Raw genomic sequence first — 19939 nt, forward strand, 5'->3', positions numbered from 1 at the left:
GACTGCTGCGCAAAGGCAGCGGGGCGTAGCACCGGAAGGAGCCGGGGGTTGTCTGCCTCCGATCGGGCTTCGCCCCCCGGCTCACTGAAGACGCTCCACTGGACCCATCCGGCGGGAAAACAGCCATGACGGCTGTTTTCTGATCCGCCTCCTGTCCGGGCGCTCCCCAGCCCCGGGGATACTTCAGTCCAGCCCGAGGAGATGGACAAGCGCGCAACACGGAAAAACGGCAATTCCGAAGGACGTCCGGCCGCTGAATTCTGGACGACCTGCCATCAACGCGCGTTCACCGCGACCCTGAGCCTGCGTCCGGCTCCGGCAGGCTCCGGGACCAGACCGGTGAGCGTTACGCCTTGTCGCCGAAAGGCGCGCGCTCAAGCCGCTCCAGCATCTCGACCTCCTCGCCCATCAGCGTGATGCCTTCCGCCGCCGAGCGCTTCCTCGCTTCGAAGCGGCGCTGCGAGGGGAGGCGGGCGCCCTGGCCCAGGATCGCGTCGAACAGCGTTTCGGCGCGGGAGAAGGGGTCGGCGCGGCCGGCGGCGAAGCGCTCGGGCGAGAAGGCGAGGATCAACTCACCATGGTGCGGGCCAAGGGTCGTGGTGCCGAGGTAGTCCAGCGCCTCGGTGCTGGTCAGGTCGCCGATCATGGCCGCTGCCAGCAGTTCGATCATGGTCGAAATGGCCGAACCCTTGTGGCCGCCGAAGGGCAGCATCGCGCCCGAAAGCGCCTCGGCGGGGTCGGTGGTGGGGTTGCCGTCGCGGTCCACCGCGGTGCCCTCGGGCAGAGGGCGGCCCTCGATCCGGTGCAGTTCCACATCCCCCCGCGCCATGACCGAGGTGGCGAAGTCGAAGACGTAAGGAGCGGCATCCTTGCGGGGCCAGCCGAAAGCGAAGGGGTTGGTGCCCAGCAGCGGCGCGCTGCCCCCGGCCGGGGCCACGGTCGAATAGCTGGGGCACATCGCCATCGCGGCGAGGCCCTCGGCGGTGATCGCCTCGATCTCGGGCCAGAGCGCCGAGATATGGGTGCAGGAGTTCACGACCAGCGCCGCCAGCCCGTGCTGCCGCGCCCGTGCCACCAGCACCGGCAGGCCGATGGCGAAGGCGGCGGTCGAGAACGCGCCCTTCGCATCGACGCGGACGATGGGCGAGCCGTCGTCCTGCAGTTCGGGTTCGGACTGCGGCTGGACCTTGCCGGCGGCGACGGTGCGCAGGCAGCCCTCGATCCGGTAGATGCCGTGGGACTTGCAGGCGTCACGCTCGCCCGCGACGATGACGCCGGCCAGCGTTTCCGCCTGAAGTTGCGACAGGCCGCCGGCCGCGAAGATGCGCGTGACCCTTTCGGCCAGGGCCTCGGGACTGAGGGTGATCAGTTGGGCCATCGTGCGCTCCTTTTCGTGGCGGGGCTTAACGGGCGCCCCATGTGTCGGTCAGCCTGTAACCCTCGGGCCAAGGGTCCAAGGGGTCAAGCATGTGCTGGTGGATGCCGGTGATCCAGCCGCGCCCTGAGATCTCGGGCCGGATCGCGGGCAACTCCCCCACGGTGGTGGTTCCAAGGATGCGGCCCGCGAAGGTGGACCCGATCAGCGAGACGGCGGTCAGCCGGTCGTTCTTGCCCATCTGCCCCCGCGCGTGCAGGACGGCCATGCGGGCCGACAGCGCCGTGCCGGTGGGCGAGCGGTCCACCTTGCCGGGACGGATCGCCACGGCGGCCCCGGCGCGCAGTTCGTTGCCCTCGCGGCTCACGGGACCGGCGAACAGGCAGAAGGAGAAATGCCGCCAGTCGGGGTTGGTTGGGTGGTGGAAGCCGAGCTGTTCGTCGGCGGCGGCGGTGATGCGGACGCCGAGGCGGGCGATGTCATGCGCCTCGTCGGGGGTCAGCGCGAAGCCCATCGCGGCGGCGTCCACGATGACGAAGCTGTCGCCGCCATAGGCGGTATCGACCTTGAGGGTGCCGATGCCCTCGACCTTGAGCGCGGCGTCCAGCCTGCCTGCGAAGCTGGGCAGGTTTTCCACGAAGATGCGCTCGGACTTGCCGTCCTTGCACTCGGCCCGGACGCGAACGAGGCCGCCCGGGGCTTCCAGCGTGATCCGCGTTTCCGGCTCGGTCATCGGCAGGATGCCTGCGTCCAGCAGCACCGTGGATACACAGATCGAGTTCGAGCCGGACATGGGCGGCGTGTCCTCCGGCTCCATGATGATGAAGGCGGCGTCGGCCTCGGGGTTCTTCGGTGGCACCAGCAGGTTCACGTGGCGGAAGACGCCGCCGCGCGGTTCGTTCAGGACGAAGTTGCGCAGGGTGTTGTCCCGCGCGATCCAGCGGGACTGTTCCCACAGCGTCTCGCCCGGAGGCGGGGTGACGCCGCCCACGATCACGTCGCCGACCTCGCCCTCGGCATGGGCGGAGATGACATGGATGGTCTTCGAGCTACGCATCGGGGCCTCTCAGGTCAGCCAGTGAGGCATGGGGGCGGCGCGGCCAGTCCGCGCGGCGCGGGCGCAGTCGGTCAGGCTGCCGAAGCGCAGGGCGCGGCCGGAGAGCCCGGGGCCGTAATGGGCGTATTTGCCGGAGTTCGTCATCACGGCCTGCGCCTGCGGCGGGAAGACGGGTTCCGTGATGGAACACCAGCAGAGATCGGGGATGACCTGCACGCCGTTGGCTTTCAGCCGCTTGAGCGTGCCGTCGCGGTCGAGGTCCGCGATGATGGCGCGGCCTGCGGTGACGATCAGGGGGATGGCGGCAGGGCCGTCCAGCAGATCCGCAAGCGCCCGGCACTCAGGGGCCGAGGCATGTGGGCTGCCGATGGCGATCAGGTCCACCTGCGTGGGGCCTTGGTTCAGTTCGACCCAGGCTCGTGCGAGATCGACGCGGGTGACGCGGCCTCGGGTGGCTTGGGGCAGCGGAGGCAGATGCGCCTCGGGCGTGACGCCCTCGATGTGCAGCATCGGTGCGCCCGAGGTGGTGCCGAAGGCCGCGCACATCGCCTTGAGGTCGTCGGTCGTGGGGCGAAGCGCCGCAAGCCCCCGCAGCAGTGGGATCGCGCCGCCTGCGGCATGGCCCGCGACATAGCCGAGCAGCGGCCAGAAGGCATCATCTTCGCCTCCGGGCGTCTCGACGTCCAGCACCAGTGCGGGGCGGCGCGCTTCCTCAAGATAGACGCCCGTCAGCGGGGCTCGGCCTGTCACGGCCATGCAGAGGTCGAGGTAATCCGGGTGCTTCGGCGTCCTCGCACCAAGGACCGTGTTGGCGAAGACGACGGCGTTGGATTCGGCCCAGGCGATGTTCTCGCCCGCTTGGGGACGATCGGTCAGCAGGTAGGGCGCGCAGGTGAAGCTGGGGCGGCAGCCCATGCGGACATAGGCATCGGCCAGGCGCGAGGCGCGGGCGCCGAAATCGGGATCGACCCCCTGCCCCGGCCAGTTCTCGCGGTCCACCGAGATGGCGTTGATGGTCGTGGGCACCCGGACCTTGGCGCCGAGTTCGTCCATCTTCTCGGCAAAGATCAGGTTCGCGGGATGGGCCAGCAGCGTGCCGTCCATATGGCCGCGCGTGATGTCGGTCAGGCGCTGGGCGCCCTGCTGGCGGGCCATGGCGCAGACGATCCGCATGGCGAGTGCCGCCGCTTCTCCGTCGCGGCCGTTCAGGATCGTCTGATCCTCGGCGGTCAGGGTCAGGGCCGCCTCGGGGGCGTTCTCGATGGGGACCGAGAGACCCTCGCCGGTGATCGCATCCGCCCCGATCCGCAGGCGCGGCTGGGCGGACAGGCGGGCGAAGTCCTCGGGGCTGACGCGCAACACCGGGACGGCGCGGCCGAACATCTCGGCCCCGATCAGCGCGCCGAGGGTCAGGATGTCCTCGGCTTCCGAGAACACCAGCGCCGCCGGCGCACGGGAGTTCAGCATCAGGTCCAGCATGACGCCCGAACCGGAACAGGACCCCCGGCTGGTCGGCATCATCACCACCGCGCCTGCCAGCGCCTGCCCATGCGCCGGGTGATGGGCGTCGATCACCCGCGCCGTCTGCGGATCGACGCCGCCCCAGAAGCTGAGGCCCTCGGCCATCGCAAGGACCGGGCCCTCGACCAGACCGGGCAGGATGCGCCGGGCGGTCATTTCACGACGAAGCCGTGGGCGAAGGGGTCGCGATCGTCGATGAAGATGGTGTTGTAGCCGGTCATCCGCGCCCAGCCCGCGACCGAGGGGATGATCGCCTCGCGGTCGCCGACGCGGGCCGCTGCCTCGACCCGGCCCTTGAAGATCGAGCCGATGATGGATTCGTGCCAGAACTCGTCCCCGACCTTCAGTTTCCCCTTGGCGGCAAGCTGCGCCATGCGGGCCGAGGTGCCGGTGCCGCAGGGGCTGCGGTCGATGGCCTTGTCGCCGTAGAAGACGGCGTTGCGGGCGTGGGCACCCGGAACGGTCGGCTGGCCGGTCCAGAGGATATGCGACAGCCCGTTGATCGCCGGATGCTCGGGATGGGTGAAGTCGTATTTCGCGTTCAGCGCGGCGCGCAGCTTGGGCGACCAGCCGATCAGCTCTCCGGCAGTGTGGTCGGCCATGTCGCGGAAGTTCGCCTGCGGCTCGACGATAGCGTAGAAATTGCCGCCATAGGCCACGTCCACGGCGATCTCGCCCAGGCCCTCGACCTCGGCGGTCAGGCCCTCGGCATGAAGGAAGCCGGGGACGTTGGTCAGGCGGACCTCCTCGACGAAGCGGCCCTCCTGCCGGTAGGTCACGTCCACGCGGCCGGCGGGGGCGTCGATGGACAGCTTCCCCGGCTCGCGCGGCTGGATCAACCCGTTCTCGATCCCCATGGTGATGGTGCCGATCAGCCCGTGGCCGCACATGGGCAGGCAGCCCGAGGTCTCGATGAACAGCACAGCCACGTCGCAGTCGGGGCGCGTCGGCGGATACAGGATCGAGCCCGACATCATGTCATGGCCGCGCGGCTCGAACATCAGCCCGGTGCGGATCCAGTCGAAGTCGCGCAGGAAATGGGCGCGGCGTTCCAGCATCGTCGCGCCTTCCAGCCGCGGGCCGCCGCCCGAGACGAGCCGCACCGGGTTGCCGCAGGTGTGCCCGTCGATGCAGGAGAAGGTGTGGGTCGTCATGGCAGCCTCTTGAAGCGTTGCGGCGAGAAACCCGCGAGGTCGATGGGCGGGGTCCGGCCGGTCAGCAGGTCCGCGACCAGCCGTGCGGTGCCGGCGGATTGCGTCAGGCCCAGGTGGCCGTGGCCGAAGGCATAGGTGACGCGGGGCGTCGCCCGCGCCCGGCCGATGGCGGGCAGGCTGTCGGGCAGCGAGGGGCGGAAGCCCATCCATTGCACGCCACCCTCGGTCTTGAGCGCCGGAAGGAAGGTCTTGGCCTTCTTCAGCATCGCCTCGGACCGGCGGAAGTTCGGGGGCAGGTTCAGCCCGCCCATCTCCACGGCCCCTCCAACGCGGATGCCGGTGGACAGCCGCGTGACCACGAAGCCATGGCCGCCGAAGGTCACCTGCGTTTTCAGGTCGAAGGCGTCCGGGGGCAGCGTGGTGTTGTAGCCGCGCTCGGTTTCCAGCGGGATGCGCTCGCCCAAGGTGCGGGCGATGCGGTGGGAAAAGGCGCCCGCCGCGACGACCACCTGCGCCGCACTGAAGCTGCGGCCGTCGGTGGCGCGCAGGTCCACGCCCGAGTCGGTCGGGTACAGGGCGGCGATCTCGGCGGTCTCGATGATACCGCCACGGGCGCGGACGTGATCGGCAAGCGCCAGGGTGTAAAGCTTGGGGTCGGCGATGGAATACCAGCCGGGCGTGAAGGTGCCGTAGGTGAAACGCGGCGACATGCCGGGCTGGACCTGGGCCATCTCGGCTGCGTCCATGTGGCGGAACTCGATCCCGTGGCGGGCGCGGGCATCCCAGCCGGGCAGGCTCACGTCCAGTTCCGCCTGCGATTCATAGACCTGCAGGTTGCCCTCGCGCCACAGCATCGGGGTGGTGCCGGTCAGCGCGAGGAAACCGTCCAGTTCCGCCTTGGACAGGTCCATCAGCGCCGTCTGGGCGACGATGGACCGCGCCACCCGGTCGGGCGCGCAGGCGCGGCCGAAACGCAGCATCCAAGGCGCGATCTGCAAGGCATAGCGCGGCGGCACCGTCAGGGGCCCGAGCGGGTCCATCAGCCAGCGCGGCGCTTTCCGCAGGATGCCGGGGGATGCCAGCGGCAGGATGTCGGTGAAGGCGAAGGCCCCAGCGTTCCCGGCCGAGGCACCAGCGGCGGGACCTTCGCGGTCGATCACGGTGACGTTGAGGCCGCGGGCCTGCGCGGCGGCGGCGATGGACAGGCCGACGACTCCCGCTCCGATGACGATCAGTTCCGCGCTCATGTCAGTGGGTCGCCGCCAGGAACTTCTGCAGATCAGAGCTTTTCGGAGCACCGAACAACTCCGCGGGCGGTGCAATCTCGGCCATCACGCCCTGATGGAAGAAGGCCACGCGGTCGGACACCTCACGGGCGAACTTCATCTCATGCGTGACGCAGATCATCGTCATCCCCTCCGAGGCCAGCATCCGCAGCGTGTCCAGCACCTCGCCCACCAGCATCGGGTCGAGGGCGGATGTCACCTCGTCGAACAGCATGTAGCTGGGCGACATCGCCAGCGCGCGCGCGATGGCCATGCGCTGCTGCTGGCCGCCCGACATCCGCGTGGGATAGACCTTGAGCTTGTCGGCCAGCCCCACATGGGTCAGTTGCTTGACCGCGATTTCCTCGGCCTGCGCCCGCGACATCCCCAGCACCTTGCGCGGCGCCAGCGTCACGTTCTCCAGCACCGACAGGTGGGGGAAGGCGTTGAACTGCTGGAAGACTATGCCGATCTTCTGGCGCAGCTTGTTGAGGTCGGTGGACTTCGCGTGAACCTCGGTCCCGTCGACAAGGATGCGGCCCGCGTTGATGGGTTCAAGCCCGTTGATGCAGGTCAAGAGCGTGGACTTGCCCGACCCCGAGCCGCCGATCACCGTCAGCACCTCGCCCTTCTGGACGGTCAGGTCGATGCCCTTCAGCACCTCGAGCGTGCCGAAGGATTTGCGGACGTTCTCGATCTCAATCATTGGTCCAGCGCCTTTCGAGATAGCCGCCGAGCCGCGCCAGCGGGAAGCTGATGACGAAATAAAAGGCGCCGCAGATCATCAGCAGGAACAGCGGCTCCTGCAGGCGGGTGATGAGGATCTGCGTCGAGCGCAGCAGTTCCGTCACCTGCACGATATAGACCAGCGCCGAATCCTTCATGACCCCCAGCGCCAGGCCGATCCAGGACGGCAGCGCCACGCGGGTGGCCAGCGGCGCCACGATGCTGGTCATGTCCTGCCGCCAGGTCAGGCCCAGGGACCGCGCCGCGCGGCGGGTGGTCATGGGCACGGCCTCGATCCCGCCGCGCACGATCTCGGCGCAATAGGCGGCGGTGTACATCGTCAGCACGCCGCAGGCGACGGTGAAGCCCGACATGCGCAGCTTCAGCACGACCCCCAGGAAGGCATTGGCCAGCACAAGCTGGATCAGCAGCGGGACCGAGCGGAAGACGTCCAGCACGAAGGTCAGGGGTGCCGCCCACCACGGTCCCACCTGGTAGCGGATCACCCCGAAAGCGATCCCCAGGATGGTCCCCAGCGCCACCGAGATCAGGGTGACGAGGATGGTCACTCCCGCCCCACGGGTGAGGAACAGCAGGTCGGCGGTGGTCAGGGCCGTGTCAAACATCCGCGCCTCAATACCGGAACAGGCGCCAGGCGATCAGCCGCGCAGCCGTCTGGATCACCTTGACGATGAGATAGAAGATGACGGCCGCGATGGCGAACAACTCGAAAGTGCGGAAGGTCAGCGCGTTCAGCGCCTGCGTGACCCCGAACAGGTCGGTGTTCATCCCCACGGTCACGCCCAGCGAGGTCATCAGCACCGCCCAGACCATCTGGTTCGTCATCGGCAAGAAGGCGATCCGCAGCATCTGCGGCATGACGATATGGCGGAAGGACTGCAGCGCGGTCATCCCCAGAGACCGGCCCGCGCGGGCCTGCGTGTCGGGGATGGCCTTCAGCGCGCCGCGGAAGTTTTCCGCCAGATAGCCCGCGTTGTTGAAGGTGATGCCCACCAGCAGCGACAGGTAGGGACTGAGGTGGATGCCGAAGCTGCCCAGCCCGAAATGCGCCATGTAGATCTGGAACAGCGCGGGCGTGTTGCGCGCGACCTCGACCCAGGTGGTGGCGACGCCCCCCAGGACGCGACTGCCCGACAGCCGGAAGGTCGTCAGCAGGATCGCCAGCACGATGCCGATCAGCATCGACAGGACGGCGATCTGCATGGTGACGATCGCGCCGTCCAGCATCTGCGGCAGGCGCGCGAGGGCCTGCTTCCACTGGAATGTGTAACCGAACATCGCGCCTGACCCTGCCGAGGAAAGGGCGCGGCGCAAAGCCTGCGCCGCGCGTTGGTCGTCAGCGGTAGACGCCGGGGATCGAGAGGTTGGCGGGTTCGCCCTCGCCCACCCATTTGGTGTAAAGCTCGGCGTAGCGGCCGGTGCGGACCTGCTGGTTCACGAACAGGTTCAGGTAGTTGAGAAGTCCGTATTCCTGCCGCATCGTAAATAGTGACACATAGTCCGGCACCATCGGCGCCTTGTCCACGACGCGGATGCCGGGAAAGTTGCCGGATGCGACATTGGCGTTGGCGACCTCGACGGTCGAAACGGTCGCGTCAAGCTGGCCCTGGCTGAGCGCCAGGAACACGTCGGCCTGGGTCTGGTAGGGACGGAAGGTGCCCTCGCCCCATTCGTTGATCTTGCCTTCCAGCCAGATCGCCTCGTAGGTGCCGGCGGTGGCGCCGACGGTCTTGCCCTTCATCCCTTCCCAATCCGCCATCTCGACGCCTTCGCGGGCGACGACGGCGTTTTCAAAGGCGTAGTAGGGGATCGACATGCCGACTGTCTTGGCCCGTTCCAGCGTGTCCGAGGTCGAGGCCACGCCCACGTCTACCCGGCCCGCCATCAGCGCGGGGATGCGTTCCGGGAAGGGGGTTTCCACGATCTCGGCCGTCACGCCCAGCGCGGCGGCAAGGTCGTTGCAGTAGTCGACGTCAAAGCCGATCGGGTTGTTCTGCGCATCACGCATCCCCATCGGCGGGAAGTCCAGCACCACCGCGCAGCGCAGGATGCCCGAGGAGATGATGTCATCCAGCTTGTCGGCGTGCGCCGCGCCCGCAAAGGCGGTGGCGGCGACCAGCGCCGCGCCGAGGATCGAGGTCTTCATGGTTTCACTCCCTGTGTGGCTCGTTGGCCGTATCGAATCCTGACCTTTGTCAGCTATCCGCGCCGTCTTCGTCGGATCAACCTGAAAATACAGACAGTATGCAGGGTTGATCCGACGTAACGGCGGCAGCGTCACGCGGCGCAGTCGCTGACGCCGGGCAGCTTGCTCCATTCCGCGTACCAGGTGCGGAACTGGGTGAACTGCGCTTCGGCCCAGGCACGCTGGCTGGGGCTGAGTTCGTCCGTCTCATTAAAATGCAAGGCATATTCAGCATCGCCCTGCATGACCATCATGTGCTTGTAATACAGCACGAGATCGGTGCCCTCATCCCAGGTAGACAGCACCTCAAGCGCCTCGCCCAACTCGCGGGCGCGGACGCGGGCATTCACGTCGCCTGCCGCCGCCGCACGCGACAGCGCCACCATATGCAGGATTTCCTTGGGGATCACGTTGCCGATCCCGGTGATGGTGCCGAAGGCGCCCGCCTTGACATAGCCGTGGTAGACGCCGGTATCGACGCCCGCCATCAGCACCACGTCGGGGTTGCCGCTGGTGATGTGCTCGGACGCGTAGGTCATCGCCTGCGGGCCGCCGAATTCCTTGAAGCCGACGAGGTTCGGATGCTCGGCCCGCAGGGCGAAGAACAGGTCGGCCTTGGTTTCGAAGCCGTAATGGGGGCTGTTGTAGATCACCGCCGGCAGGTCAGGGGCTGCGGCAAGGATCGCCTTGAAGTGGTTCTTCTGCGCAATGGGCGAGTTGCCGCGCGACAGCACCCGCGGGATCACCATCAGCCCGGCCGCGCCCACCTTCTGCGCATGGGCCGCGTGGGCCACGGCCGAGGCCGAGTTCACCGCGCCCGTCCCCACGATCACCGGCAGGCCCGCCTTGACCAGCCGCTCGACCCCTTCCATCCGCTGCGCGTCGGTCAGCAGCGGCCAGTCGCCCATGGAACCGCAATAGACCAGCGCCGACATGCCGGCTTCGATCAGTTCCCGCCCCTTGCGGACCAGCGCATCGAAGTCGGGCTGGCGGTCGGACGTGCAGGGCGTCATCAGCGCCGGGATTACGCCGGTGAAAATCTCGGTGTTCATCTTGGCTCCTGTAGTGAAGCGCCGCGCAAAAGGCGGCCGATTCGAATGTTGCAGCCAGCTTGACCGATTGTATATTCTGTGTCGACAGAAATCTGGCGGGTGTTACAACGCCACATCGTCCCGCCGGTCACGGGCGACGAAAGCCTGGATCTGCCGGACGATCTGGTCGGCATGAGCCCGCGCCAGCCGGTCGCACAAGTCCACGTCCCGCGCCTCGATGGCGGCGATCAGCGCCTCGTGCTCGTCGACATATTCCTGCGGCAGCCGGTCCTCGTAGGACTGATAGTAAAGCCGCAGCAGCCGCCGCCCCTCGTCCAGCACCCGCAGGAACAGGCCGAGATAATAGGGGTTGCCCCCGGCCTCGGCGATGGCGGCATGGAAGGCGCGGTTGGTCGCGATCATGCCCAGAGCATCCTGCGCGGCGACGGCGGCGGCAAAATCGGCCTGTGCGGCGCGGATCGGCTGCAGATCGGCAGGCTTGTGGTGCAGGGCGGCCAGCCGCGTGGTGACGCGATACATCAGCGTGATCGCGTCGAAGAAATGATGCAGGTTCAGAAAGTCGATGCTGGCGACGATGGTGGTGCGGTTCGGCAGCGCCTCGACCAGCCCCTCGCCCGCCAGCCGCACCAGCGCCTCGCGGATGGGGGTGCGCGACATGCCGAAGCGTTCGGCCAGCGCGACCTCGTCGATGGGACTGCCGGGCGGCAGGACCAGATCGAGGATCTCGTCGCGCAGCACGCCATGCACCAGCCGCACCCCCGAGCCGCGCTTGCGTTCGGACGGCGATTCGCTTTCGGGGTCGGACATCCGGCAGGCTCCACGCGGCAAGGGTCGATGCCGGTCGTTACCGGCTGGACCGGGATGCGTAAAGACTGAGGGGATGGTACCGCCTCCCCGGCTTGAACGGGGGACCTCTGGATCCACAATCCAGCGCTCTGACCAACTGAGCTAAGGCGGCACAGGCGCAGCAGATAAACCCTCGGCCTGGGCGATGCAAGCGTCTCTTGCCGCGCGGGCCCGCGGTCGGCTAGACCGTTCCCGACAGGTTCCGCAGGGGAAAGGTGCGATGAGCATCAACAAGGAAAGCGACGTCGCCGCCAATCTGCAGATCGGGCCGACCGACGTCGGCATGGTCCGCATCTATGTCGAGGGCGAAGGCATCGAACTGCCTCTCGATTTCGACCCCGACGAGGCCACCGAGATCGCCGAGGAACTGCTGGCCGCCGCCGAGGCCGCCCGCGAGATCAGCCAGGGGTCCAAGCCAAAGGGCAAGCCCCGTCCCAGGGGTCCGGCACGCCGGTAAGCCGCTTCTTCCCGGCCCGAATACCCTGAGGGCTTCCGAGCGCTTGGACAGGGTACAGATGAGAAAACGGCCCACAAGGCTGTTTTTCCGCCGGATGAGTCCAGCGGACTGTTTCCAGCAAGGAAGGCCAGGGCAGTGGCACGCGAGGGGGCGAAGCCCTCTGCTAACCTTCCGCAAAGGCCGCCGGATCGGTCGCCCGCACTAGGCGGCAGGCCGCGGTCCGCGCCACGTCCCGCAGCACGCGCGCCCGCCGCGCGGCTGCGAGTTTGATCAAAGGAGCCATGCGCCCAAGTTCGGCCCCGTAGGGATCTGCGATCATGAGGCCGCTGTCCTCGGGCAGAAGCTCGACCGGAAAGTCGCAGTCGGTTGCCCAGAAGAAGCGGTCGCACCATTCCAGGTAGCCCTGCCACTTGCGGTCGCCGGTGAAGTCGGCGCGGCAGCTCTTGCATTCGACGATCCAGATCTCGCCCGCGGGCGCGACCGAAATCACGTCCACCCGCAGCCCCGGTATGGGCACGAACTCGGTCAATGGGGCATGACCCATGCCGATCAGCATCCGCGCAACCCCGCGCGCGAGCCTTTGGCCCGGCTGGGAAGGCAGCAACTCGGCTGCAGACAAAGGGGCATCCATGTCCGCCACCATGAACGAAGCATAAACATCCCGCAAGCCCTGCGGCTTTGCCTTGCAGCGGGCGGCGGGGGTTCCTAGCTATGGTCCCGGCGGGTTTCTGCTCTTCCCGTGATCGGCCATTTTTCCCACTGGCCTATAACTTCTCCGAGGGGGCTGGCTCTGTCAGGGCCCTGGTCCTGTTACCCGGCACCCACCTGGATATCCAGGCTTTCGGGGGAACCTGCGCCGCCACGGTCGCTGCGGTTCCCGCCACCTGAAAAGGCCGCTCCCATATGGGAGCGGCCTTTTTGCTTTGGCCGAACCAGCAAAAGGAAAGGGCGGTCAAATGACCGCCCTTTCCCCATGAGACTTCCGACAGGGAACGATCAGAAGCCGTAAACGAGCGAGACGCCCACCGTGTTGTCGGTGCGGGTGTCGCGGGTAGAGACATACTCGGTCTTGTAGGACACGCGGGTCGAGAAGGCGTCCGTCATGCGGAAGTTCAGGCCCAGTTCGTTCGTGGCCGTGTCGTTGGCATCCGACGTCAGGTAGTCGGTGTCGTTGGTCAGGAAGAACTGGTCGTTGAACCGGTGGTAGAAGCGCGACGACACGATGTAGCCTTCGCTGGTGTCCGAGTTCGTGTTGCGGGTGCGGACGCCGCCCACGATGTCGGTTTCGACTTCCTTGGCGTAACGGATACCGATACCGGCCTGCACGCGCCAGGCGGTGGTGTCGTTGTTGATGATACGGTAGCCGGGGCCGACGCCGAAGAACGCGTCGCGGCGCAGGGTGCCGTTGCGGTCCAGGAAGTCGTCGTCGTCCAGATCATCCAGGTCCACGCCGTCAGTGGTCAGGCGGCCAATGGCAAAGGCATAGAACTGGTCGTTGAAGTAGTAGCTGCCGTCATAGATGACCGACACCTTCTCGGTTTCGGCGTCACCCTGGTTGTCCTCGGCATATTCCAGCAGGATACCGACCGACTGCTGGAACTGGCCCACGTTGTGCGAGATGCGACCGGCCAGGTTCAGGTCCTGATTCTCGCTGTTGCCGTCGCGGCCGGAATAGGTCAGTGCAACCGACCCGAAGGTCCCGGTGCGGCGGTCCGCCGGCCCAAAGCGGGCAGCGTCTTCCGAACGGTCAAAATCGTCCTGAACGTCGTCCTCGACGTCGTCCAGACGGTCCTCTATGGCCGAGGCGCCGGTGATGTTGCCTCCGGTCGCGAATTCGGACTGGGCGAATGCCGGGGCGCCCAGAAGCAGAGCCAGGGCCGATGCACTGGTGAACAGGGAAATCTTCTTCATACTGAACCTCTCGATCCTCTTGCGGCCACTTGGTTCGGGCCGCTCGGTGTGACAACGCAAATGTAGGAAGATCGTGCCCTGTCATTAAGAGAGTCGTCGAAGACAGGATTTATCACGGAAACGTGAAGGAACTTTCATCAAGCCTATGCAACTGCAGGGTATGGTGAGCGGGTTCAAAAGTCTGATTTCCCGATTTTCTTTCACTTACAAGTTGTTAAGATGTTCCCGGCAGCTTGGCGACGGACTCTGGATCGCCTCAGTTCCGGAACGAACCGCGGCCCGGACTTCGGTCCGGGCCGCGTATTTCTGTTGCAAAATCCCCACAATCTCAGTGCGAAGATGACTTTTATGCACTTGGCCGGATCGAGTCACGGTCGCCGCGAAGGGGCCGCGACGCGGACGACCGCAGGTCGTGAAGGCGTCACCGGTGCGCGACCGCCCCCGCGCGGAGGCTCTTGCAGCTCGGCCATCCGCATCACCGCGATGGCGAACTGCACGCCCGCGAAGACAAGGGTGTTGAAGATGACGAGCATTGCCAGCGCCAGCCACCCGCCCGTGGTTTCAAGCGTCAGGTGCCGCAAGTTCGCAACGTCCAGCCCGACCAGCGCCGCGGTGAAGGCGACGGCAAGCAGAAAGCCGAAAACAATGTTGCGGATGTATAGGCGGATGAGTTCGGGCATCGCGCGACCTCCCATGCGTGATCCCTGATATGTAGGGTCCCGCAAGCGGCCTGTCACCGCCTGAATTGCTAGAAAGCTTCGGGACGGGCGGCGCGGGCCATGTGGTCCAGGACGGCGTTGACGAAGCGGGCCTCTTTCCCGTCCGGGAAGAAGGCGTCGGTAACGGCGACATATTCCGAGATCACCACGCGGGGCGGGGTGTCCGCCGCCACCAGTTCGGCCCCGGCGGCGCGGAACACCGCGCGCAGCACCGGGTCGATGCGGTCGATGGGCCATTTGGCGACCAGCGCCCGGTCGGTCATCTGGTCGATGCGGGCCTGCCAGTTCACGACCCCATCCACGATCCGCTCGAACAGGTCCTCGTCGGCCTGGGGCGAGGTGCCCTCGTCATAGTCGACGCCGATGCGCCAGTTCGCGAACTCGCGCACCACGCGGTCGGCGGACTGGTCGGCAGCCTCCATCTGGAACAGCGCCTGCACGGCATAGACGCGGGCGGCGGCGCTGAGGGCACGGCGGTTCGGGCGCGGCTGCGCGGGCATGTCGCTCATCCCTGCCCCGATCCGTCGAGTTCGCCCGCAAGCCGGATCACGTCGCGTTCGCCTTCGCGGCCGAAGCCCATGGGACGCTTCGCCCCGGCCCAGCGGCGCTGCAGCGCGATCAGGTGCAGCGCGGCGGCAGCGGCTCCGCCGCCCTTGTTCTGCCCCGAGGGGTCGGCGCGCACCGCCGCCTGCTCCATGTTCTCGACCGTCAGGATGCCGTTGCCAATGCAGAGCCCCTGCAGCCCCAGCAGCGTCAGCCCGCGAGAGCTGTCATTGCAGACGGTGTCGTAATGCGTCGTCTCGCCCCGGATCACGCAGCCCAGCGCCACATGGCCGTCATATTGCGCCAGCCGCCCGGCCATGCCGATGGCGGTGGGGATTTCCAGCGCGCCCGGCACCTCGACCAGATCGACGGCGGCCCCCGCCCCTTCGGCCATGGTCTTCGCGCCCGCGATCAGGTCGTCGACGATGGCGCGGTAATAGGGGGCGACCACGATCAGCAGCCGCACCGGCGCGTCAAAGCCCGGAACGGGCAGGGTGTAATGTTCGGTCAGCGCGGCCATGCCATGTCACTCCTGCGGGATGGGGCGGGTGGAATGAATGGAAAGGCCATAGCCGTCAAGGCCCACGACCTTCAGGGGCGCGGTGTTCGTCAGCAGCACCAGTTCATGGATGCCCAGCGCGGCGAGGATCTGCGCCCCCACCCCATACTGGCGCAGCGTGTGGGGCGAAGCCTCGCCCCCGCGCGGCAGGGTGGGCCACAGGTCGCGCAAAAGGACCACGACGCCCCGGCCTTCCTGCGCGATCAGGCGCATGGCGGCGGGCAGGTCGCTGCCGCGCCCGATCCCCAGCACGTCATGCATCGGGTCCAGCGAATGCATCCTGACCAGCACCGGCTCGGGCGTGGTCAGGTCGCCCTTGCTCAGCACGATATGCTCGCCCCCCTGCGCCTCGTCGGCGAAGACGCGCATCAGCCATTCGCCGCCGTGGGCCGAGGTGACGGGCCGTGCGTCGCGTTCCGCGATCAGGTTGTCGTGGCGGCGGCGATAGGCGATCAGGTCGCTGATGGTGCCGATCTTCAGCCCGTGCCTTTGCGCAAAGGCCACCAGGTCGGGCAGACGGGCCATGGACCCGTCGTCCTTCATGATCTCGCAGATCACGCCCGCAGGATTCAGCCCGGCCAGCCGCGCGATGTCCACCGCGGCCTCGGTATGGCCGGCGCGGACCAGCACGCCGCCGTCGCGGGCACGCAGCGGGAAGACATGGCCGGGCGTGGCGATGTCGGTGGCCCCCTTGGTCGGGTCGATGGCGACCGACACGGTGCGGGCGCGGTCATGGGCGGAAATGCCGGTCGTGACGCCTTCCCGCGCCTCGATCGACAGGGTGAAGGCGGTCTCGTGCCGGCTGGAATTCTTGGGGCTCATCAACGGCAGTCCCAGCGCGTCGATCCGCGCGGCGGGCAGCGCCAGGCAGATCAGCCCGCGGCCATGGGTCGCCATGAAGTTGATCGCGTCGGGGGTCGCCATCTGGGCGGGAATGACCAGGTCGCCCTCGTTCTCGCGGTCCTCGTGATCGACCAGCACGAACATCCGGCCGTTGCGGGCATCCTCGATGATCTCCTCGATCGGGGAGATGGCGTCCGACCAGTCGCGCTCGACCGGTCCCGGCTGTTCGTAGTGCATCTTGGCTTCCTGCAGCGCGTTTCGGCTGATGACTTAGCCGAACCCCCCGCCCGAGGAAAGGCGGAAGCACGGCTCCAGGAGCTTCGGGCAGCCCCTATCCCGCCTCGGCCAGCCGTGCGACGTATCGCGCCAGCGTGTCGATCTCGAGGTTGACCAGGTCGCCTTCGGCCACCTCGCCCCAGTTCGTCACCTCGCGAGTATGGGGGATCAGGTTCACGCCGAAGCGGTTGCCCTCGACCTCGTTCACCGTCAGCGAGGTCCCGTTCAGCGCGACCGAGCCCTTGGGCGCGATGAAGCGCGCAAGCCCCTCCGGCGTCTCGAAGCTCAGGCGCAGGCTGTCGCCCTCGGCCCGCGCGGCGGTAACGCGGGCCACGCCATCGACATGGCCGGACACGATATGCCCGCCCAGTTCGTCCCCCACCCGCAGCGCCCGTTCCAAGTTGATCCGCTGTCCAACCCGCCAGCCGCTTGCACCGATGTTGGTGCGGGCCAGCGTCTCGGCCGAGATGTCCACGTCGAACCAGTCCATGCCCTTGGCCACCACCGTCAGGCAGATGCCGTCGCAGGCGATGGATGCGCCCATGTCCACGCCGCTCATGTCGTAGTTGCAGGAAATCCGCGCGCGCATGTCGCCGCGCATCTCGACGGCCACGACCGTGCCGATGTCGGTGATGATTCCGGTGAACATCGCCTATCCTTGCGCCCCTGATCTGCAGATCGTCACGATGGCCGCCGTTCGGGGCGGGCGCAAGCCCCGCCGGGAACCTGACGTTCTGGGCAGGTTGACGCATGAACTCGGCAGGCGTTAACCCGGAGGTAGTTTTCCCGTGCCCAATGTTTGAACGTTCGCCGATATACCGCAGACATGTTCATGAACGCTTTCATCAAGGGCATTCCCGCCCCCCTTCCAAGGATGGCACATCTGCCCCCTGACAAACGGGTGTTCCTGCTGCTGCAGGGTCCGCATGGTCCGTTCTTTGACCGGCTGGCACGGCTTATGCGCGCGGCCGGCGCGACGGCCTGGCGCGTGGGCTTCAATGCGGGGGACGAATTCTTCTGGCGCGACCGTGCGCGGTTTGTCGCCCACAGCGCCGGTCCCGACGAATGGCCGGGCCACCTGGAACGGCTGATCACCGAAAAGAAGGTGACGGACATCGTCCTTTACGGCGACGTCCGCCCGATCCATGCCGCGGCGCGCGAGGCGGCGTCGCGACGCGGGCTGGTGCTGCATGTCTTCGAGGAAGGCTACCTGCGCCCCTACTGGATCACCTACGAACGGGGCGGATCGAACGGCTTCTCGGCGCTGATGGACATCGGGCTTGACCGGATGCGGGCCGCCCAGCGCGCCTTCGGGGCGGAGGTCAACCGCCCGCCCGCCCATTGGGGCGACATGCGTCAGCACAAGTTCTACGGCGCGCTTTACCACTTCATGGTGCTGGTGGCGAACGGGCGCTATCCGGGCTTCACCTCGCACCGCGACATCACGCTCTGGCGCGAGTTCCGGCTGAACCTGTCGCGCCTGCTGCTGTCGGCGCTTCACGCGGCCCGCCGCTGGCGCCAGGCGCGGGCGATCCGGGCCGGGGGCTTTCCCTATGTGCTGGTGCTGATGCAGCTTGAGCATGATTCAAGCTTCCGGGCCCATTCGCCCTATCACACCATGTCCGACTTCACCGCCGAGGTGCTGGAGGCCTTTGCCCGCGCCGCGCCGCGCCACCATCACATTGTCTTCAAGGCACATCCGCTGGAAGACGGACGCGCGCCCCTGCAGGCGGCGATCACCGCGCAGGCCCACGCGCTGGGCATCGCCGGCCGGGTGCATTTCGTGGGCGGCGGCAAGTTGGCCGGGCTGCTGTCGCAGGCGCGTTCCGCGGTGACGATCAACTCGACGGCGGCGCAGCAGGCATTGTGGCGGGGGCTGCCGGTCAAGGCGCTGGGCCGGTCGGTTTACGCCAAGCCGGGCCTCGTGTCGGACCAGAGCCTCGACGACTTCCTGCGCCGCCCCGCGCCGCCCGACCAGGCGCGCTACCGCGACTACCGCAACTACCTGCTGGACACTTGCCAGGTACCCGGCGGCTTCTACGCCGCCCGTTCCCGCGCCCATGCCCTGCGGCTGGTCGTGGACATGATGCTGGACCCCGACGACCCCTATGCCGCGCTGGAGGGCGGATATGCGCGCTACCGGCAACAGATGGACATTCTGGACCATTGACTTGCGCGTTCCAGTGGATACGCCGCCAGCCAGCCGGTAAGGAAAACGTGAGAAAAAACGAAACGGAGCGACCAAGAATCGCCCGATGGACAGGAGACTGGACTTGACCGACCTTCCCCTTACCCCTGCCTCTCAAGGCGGCGCAATGCGGGTTGCCCTCAGGATCGCGGCGCTCTCGTCGATGACTCTGCTGGCGGCCTGCGCCCTTCCGCGTTCGGGCCCGAACAAGAACGAGATCTACCGCGGCTCGGTTGACCGGGGTGGCAACGCCCATGTCATCTATGTCAACGACCATGTGGCCCGCGCCGCGTCCTTCACCCCGGCCTATGGCTTCGGCTCGGACTTCATCAACGCAGGCGCCGTCGGCGCCGACGAGATCCGGCCGGGCGACGTGCTGGGCCTGACGATCTGGGAAAACGTGGACGACGGGCTCTTGGCCTCGATGGGCCAGTCGAACACGCCCCTGCAGGAACTGCAGGTGGACAGCGGCGGCTACATCTTCGTGCCCTACGCGGGCCGCATCCGCGCCGCCGGCAACTCGCCCGACGAGCTGCGCCAGATCATCACCCGGCAGCTTGAAACCCAGACCCCTGACCCGCAGGTCACGGTGACCCGGGTGGCCGGCGACGGCGCGACGGTTTCGGTGATGGGCAAGGTCGGCGGCCAGGGCGTCTTCCCGATCGAGCGGCCGACCCGCACCCTGTCCGCCATGCTGGCGCGGGCGGGCGGCGTCACCGTCGATCCCGACATCGCGGTGGTGACCGTCAAGCGCGGCAACAACACCGGCCGCGTCTGGTTGCGCGACCTATACGCCAACCCGCGCAACGACGTGGCGCTGCGCCCCGGCGACGTGATCCTGGTGGAAGAAGACCAGCGCAGTTTCACCGCGCTGGGCGCGTTGGGCGGGCAGACCAAGGTGCCGCTGGGGTCAGAAGAGATCAACGCCATCGAGGCGATCGCCATGGTGGGCGGCCTCAGTTCGAACCTCGCCGATCCGACCGGCGTCTTCGTGCTGCGCAACGAGCCGCAGTCGGTGGCCCAGAAAGTGCTGGGCAGGAACGTCGCGGGCGACCAGCGGATGGCCTATGTGCTGGACCTGACACGTCCCAACGGGCTGTTCCTGGCGCGGGACTTCCTGCTGCGCGACGGCGACACGGTCTATGTGACCGAGGCGCCCTACGTCCAGTGGCAGAAGACCCTCGGCGCGATCACCGGCAGCGCGAACAGTGCGAATGCGCTGAACAACATCGCGAACTGAG

At 67.3% G+C, this 19939-nt stretch carries 21 protein-coding genes and 1 tRNA gene; 3 read left to right on the top strand and 19 right to left on the bottom strand.

The features are described 5' to 3' along the window. Positions 1 to 346: 346 nt before the first annotated feature. The 12 genes from H5395_RS00260 to H5395_RS00315 all read right to left on the bottom strand — a co-directional run bounded on the left by H5395_RS00260 (position 347) and on the right by H5395_RS00315 (position 11314). Positions 347 to 1378 (bottom strand): Ldh family oxidoreductase, encoded by a 1032-nt coding sequence (locus tag H5395_RS00260; protein ID WP_182790526.1) that lies wholly within the window; start codon positions 1376 to 1378, stop codon positions 347 to 349. Positions 1379 to 1403: 25 nt separating this feature from the next. Continuing rightward, entirely contained in the window at positions 1404 to 2432 is a 1029-nt protein-coding gene (locus H5395_RS00265) for a proline racemase family protein (RefSeq protein ID WP_182790527.1), read from the bottom strand. A 9-nt stretch (positions 2433 to 2441) separates the two neighbouring features. Continuing rightward, positions 2442 to 4109 carry an aconitase X gene (locus tag H5395_RS00270; RefSeq protein WP_182790528.1) on the bottom strand — a complete coding sequence of 556 codons (1668 nt, stop codon included), beginning with the start codon at positions 4107 to 4109 and terminating at the stop codon, positions 2442 to 2444. Beyond that, the gene (locus H5395_RS00275; RefSeq protein WP_182790529.1) at positions 4106 to 5107 is read right to left on the bottom strand and encodes a 4-hydroxyproline epimerase; all 1002 of its coding nucleotides are present in this window, start codon (positions 5105 to 5107) and stop codon (positions 4106 to 4108) included. The genes H5395_RS00270 and H5395_RS00275 overlap by 4 nt, the downstream gene beginning before the upstream one ends. Then, on the bottom strand, positions 5104 to 6354 hold the full coding sequence (locus H5395_RS00280) for an FAD-binding oxidoreductase (protein WP_182790530.1): 1251 nt from the start codon (positions 6352 to 6354) through the stop codon (positions 5104 to 5106). Before H5395_RS00280 ends, H5395_RS00275 begins: the two co-directional genes overlap by 4 nt. Position 6355: 1 nt before the next feature. Continuing rightward, on the bottom strand, positions 6356 to 7078 hold the full coding sequence (locus tag H5395_RS00285) for an amino acid ABC transporter ATP-binding protein (RefSeq protein ID WP_182790531.1): 723 nt from the start codon (positions 7076 to 7078) through the stop codon (positions 6356 to 6358). Continuing rightward, positions 7071 to 7724: an amino acid ABC transporter permease gene (locus H5395_RS00290; RefSeq protein ID WP_182790532.1), complete on the bottom strand. Its 654-nt coding sequence runs from the start codon at positions 7722 to 7724 to the stop codon at positions 7071 to 7073. The genes H5395_RS00285 and H5395_RS00290 overlap by 8 nt, the downstream gene beginning before the upstream one ends. Positions 7725 to 7731: 7 nt before the next feature. Continuing rightward, a complete protein-coding gene (locus H5395_RS00295; RefSeq protein WP_182790533.1) occupies positions 7732 to 8397 on the bottom strand; it encodes an amino acid ABC transporter permease in 666 nt (221 codons plus the stop codon). Between the two features lie 58 nt (positions 8398 to 8455). Continuing rightward, a complete protein-coding gene (locus tag H5395_RS00300) occupies positions 8456 to 9265 on the bottom strand; it encodes a transporter substrate-binding domain-containing protein (RefSeq protein WP_182790534.1) in 810 nt (269 codons plus the stop codon). Positions 9266 to 9396: 131 nt separating this feature from the next. After that, positions 9397 to 10356 (bottom strand): dihydrodipicolinate synthase family protein, encoded by a 960-nt coding sequence (locus H5395_RS00305; RefSeq protein ID WP_182790535.1) that lies wholly within the window; start codon positions 10354 to 10356, stop codon positions 9397 to 9399. Positions 10357 to 10458: 102 nt separating this feature from the next. Further along, entirely contained in the window at positions 10459 to 11163 is a 705-nt protein-coding gene (locus tag H5395_RS00310) for a GntR family transcriptional regulator (RefSeq protein ID WP_182790536.1), read from the bottom strand. 74 nt (positions 11164 to 11237) lie between these two features. Further along, positions 11238 to 11314, bottom strand: a tRNA-His gene (locus tag H5395_RS00315). Positions 11315 to 11422: 108 nt separating this feature from the next. Between H5395_RS00315 and H5395_RS00320 the strand changes: the two genes are divergently transcribed. Further along, complete coding sequence (locus tag H5395_RS00320; RefSeq protein WP_182790537.1) at positions 11423 to 11659, top strand: DUF6324 family protein; 237 nt, start codon at positions 11423 to 11425, stop codon at positions 11657 to 11659. Between the two features lie 163 nt (positions 11660 to 11822). On the opposite strand, the gene H5395_RS00325 is transcribed toward H5395_RS00320, so the two are convergent. The 7 genes from H5395_RS00325 to H5395_RS00355 form a co-directional block, all read right to left on the bottom strand. Then, positions 11823 to 12290, bottom strand: coding sequence for an MmcB family DNA repair protein (locus H5395_RS00325; RefSeq protein ID WP_182790538.1), 468 nt, complete (start codon positions 12288 to 12290; stop codon positions 11823 to 11825). A 365-nt stretch (positions 12291 to 12655) separates the two neighbouring features. Further along, positions 12656 to 13570: a YdiY family protein gene (locus tag H5395_RS00330; protein WP_182790539.1), complete on the bottom strand. Its 915-nt coding sequence runs from the start codon at positions 13568 to 13570 to the stop codon at positions 12656 to 12658. A gap of 368 nt (positions 13571 to 13938) precedes the next feature. Next, a complete protein-coding gene (locus H5395_RS00335; protein ID WP_182790540.1) occupies positions 13939 to 14250 on the bottom strand; it encodes a hypothetical protein in 312 nt (103 codons plus the stop codon). Between the two features lie 68 nt (positions 14251 to 14318). Next, entirely contained in the window at positions 14319 to 14798 is a 480-nt protein-coding gene (nusB, locus tag H5395_RS00340) for a transcription antitermination factor NusB (RefSeq protein ID WP_182790541.1), read from the bottom strand. Beyond that, positions 14795 to 15352 carry a 6,7-dimethyl-8-ribityllumazine synthase gene (locus H5395_RS00345; RefSeq protein ID WP_182790542.1) on the bottom strand — a complete coding sequence of 186 codons (558 nt, stop codon included), beginning with the start codon at positions 15350 to 15352 and terminating at the stop codon, positions 14795 to 14797. Before H5395_RS00345 ends, nusB begins: the two co-directional genes overlap by 4 nt. 6 nt (positions 15353 to 15358) lie before the next feature. Beyond that, on the bottom strand, positions 15359 to 16471 hold the full coding sequence (ribB, locus tag H5395_RS00350) for a 3,4-dihydroxy-2-butanone-4-phosphate synthase (RefSeq protein WP_182790543.1): 1113 nt from the start codon (positions 16469 to 16471) through the stop codon (positions 15359 to 15361). A 94-nt stretch (positions 16472 to 16565) separates the two neighbouring features. Next, a complete protein-coding gene (locus tag H5395_RS00355) occupies positions 16566 to 17159 on the bottom strand; it encodes a riboflavin synthase (protein ID WP_182790544.1) in 594 nt (197 codons plus the stop codon). 183 nt (positions 17160 to 17342) lie between these two features. On the opposite strand from H5395_RS00355, the gene H5395_RS00360 reads away from it, so the two are divergent. Both H5395_RS00360 and H5395_RS00365 read left to right on the top strand, forming a co-directional pair. Continuing rightward, on the top strand, positions 17343 to 18680 hold the full coding sequence (locus tag H5395_RS00360; protein ID WP_255440429.1) for a capsule biosynthesis protein: 1338 nt from the start codon (positions 17343 to 17345) through the stop codon (positions 18678 to 18680). A gap of 145 nt (positions 18681 to 18825) precedes the next feature. Beyond that, entirely contained in the window at positions 18826 to 19938 is a 1113-nt protein-coding gene (locus H5395_RS00365; RefSeq protein ID WP_255434565.1) for a polysaccharide biosynthesis/export family protein, read from the top strand. Position 19939 lies beyond the last annotated feature (1 nt).

It is taken from the genome of Paracoccus sp. MC1854 (assembly GCF_014164635.1).
Lineage (GTDB): Bacteria > Pseudomonadota > Alphaproteobacteria > Rhodobacterales > Rhodobacteraceae > Paracoccus.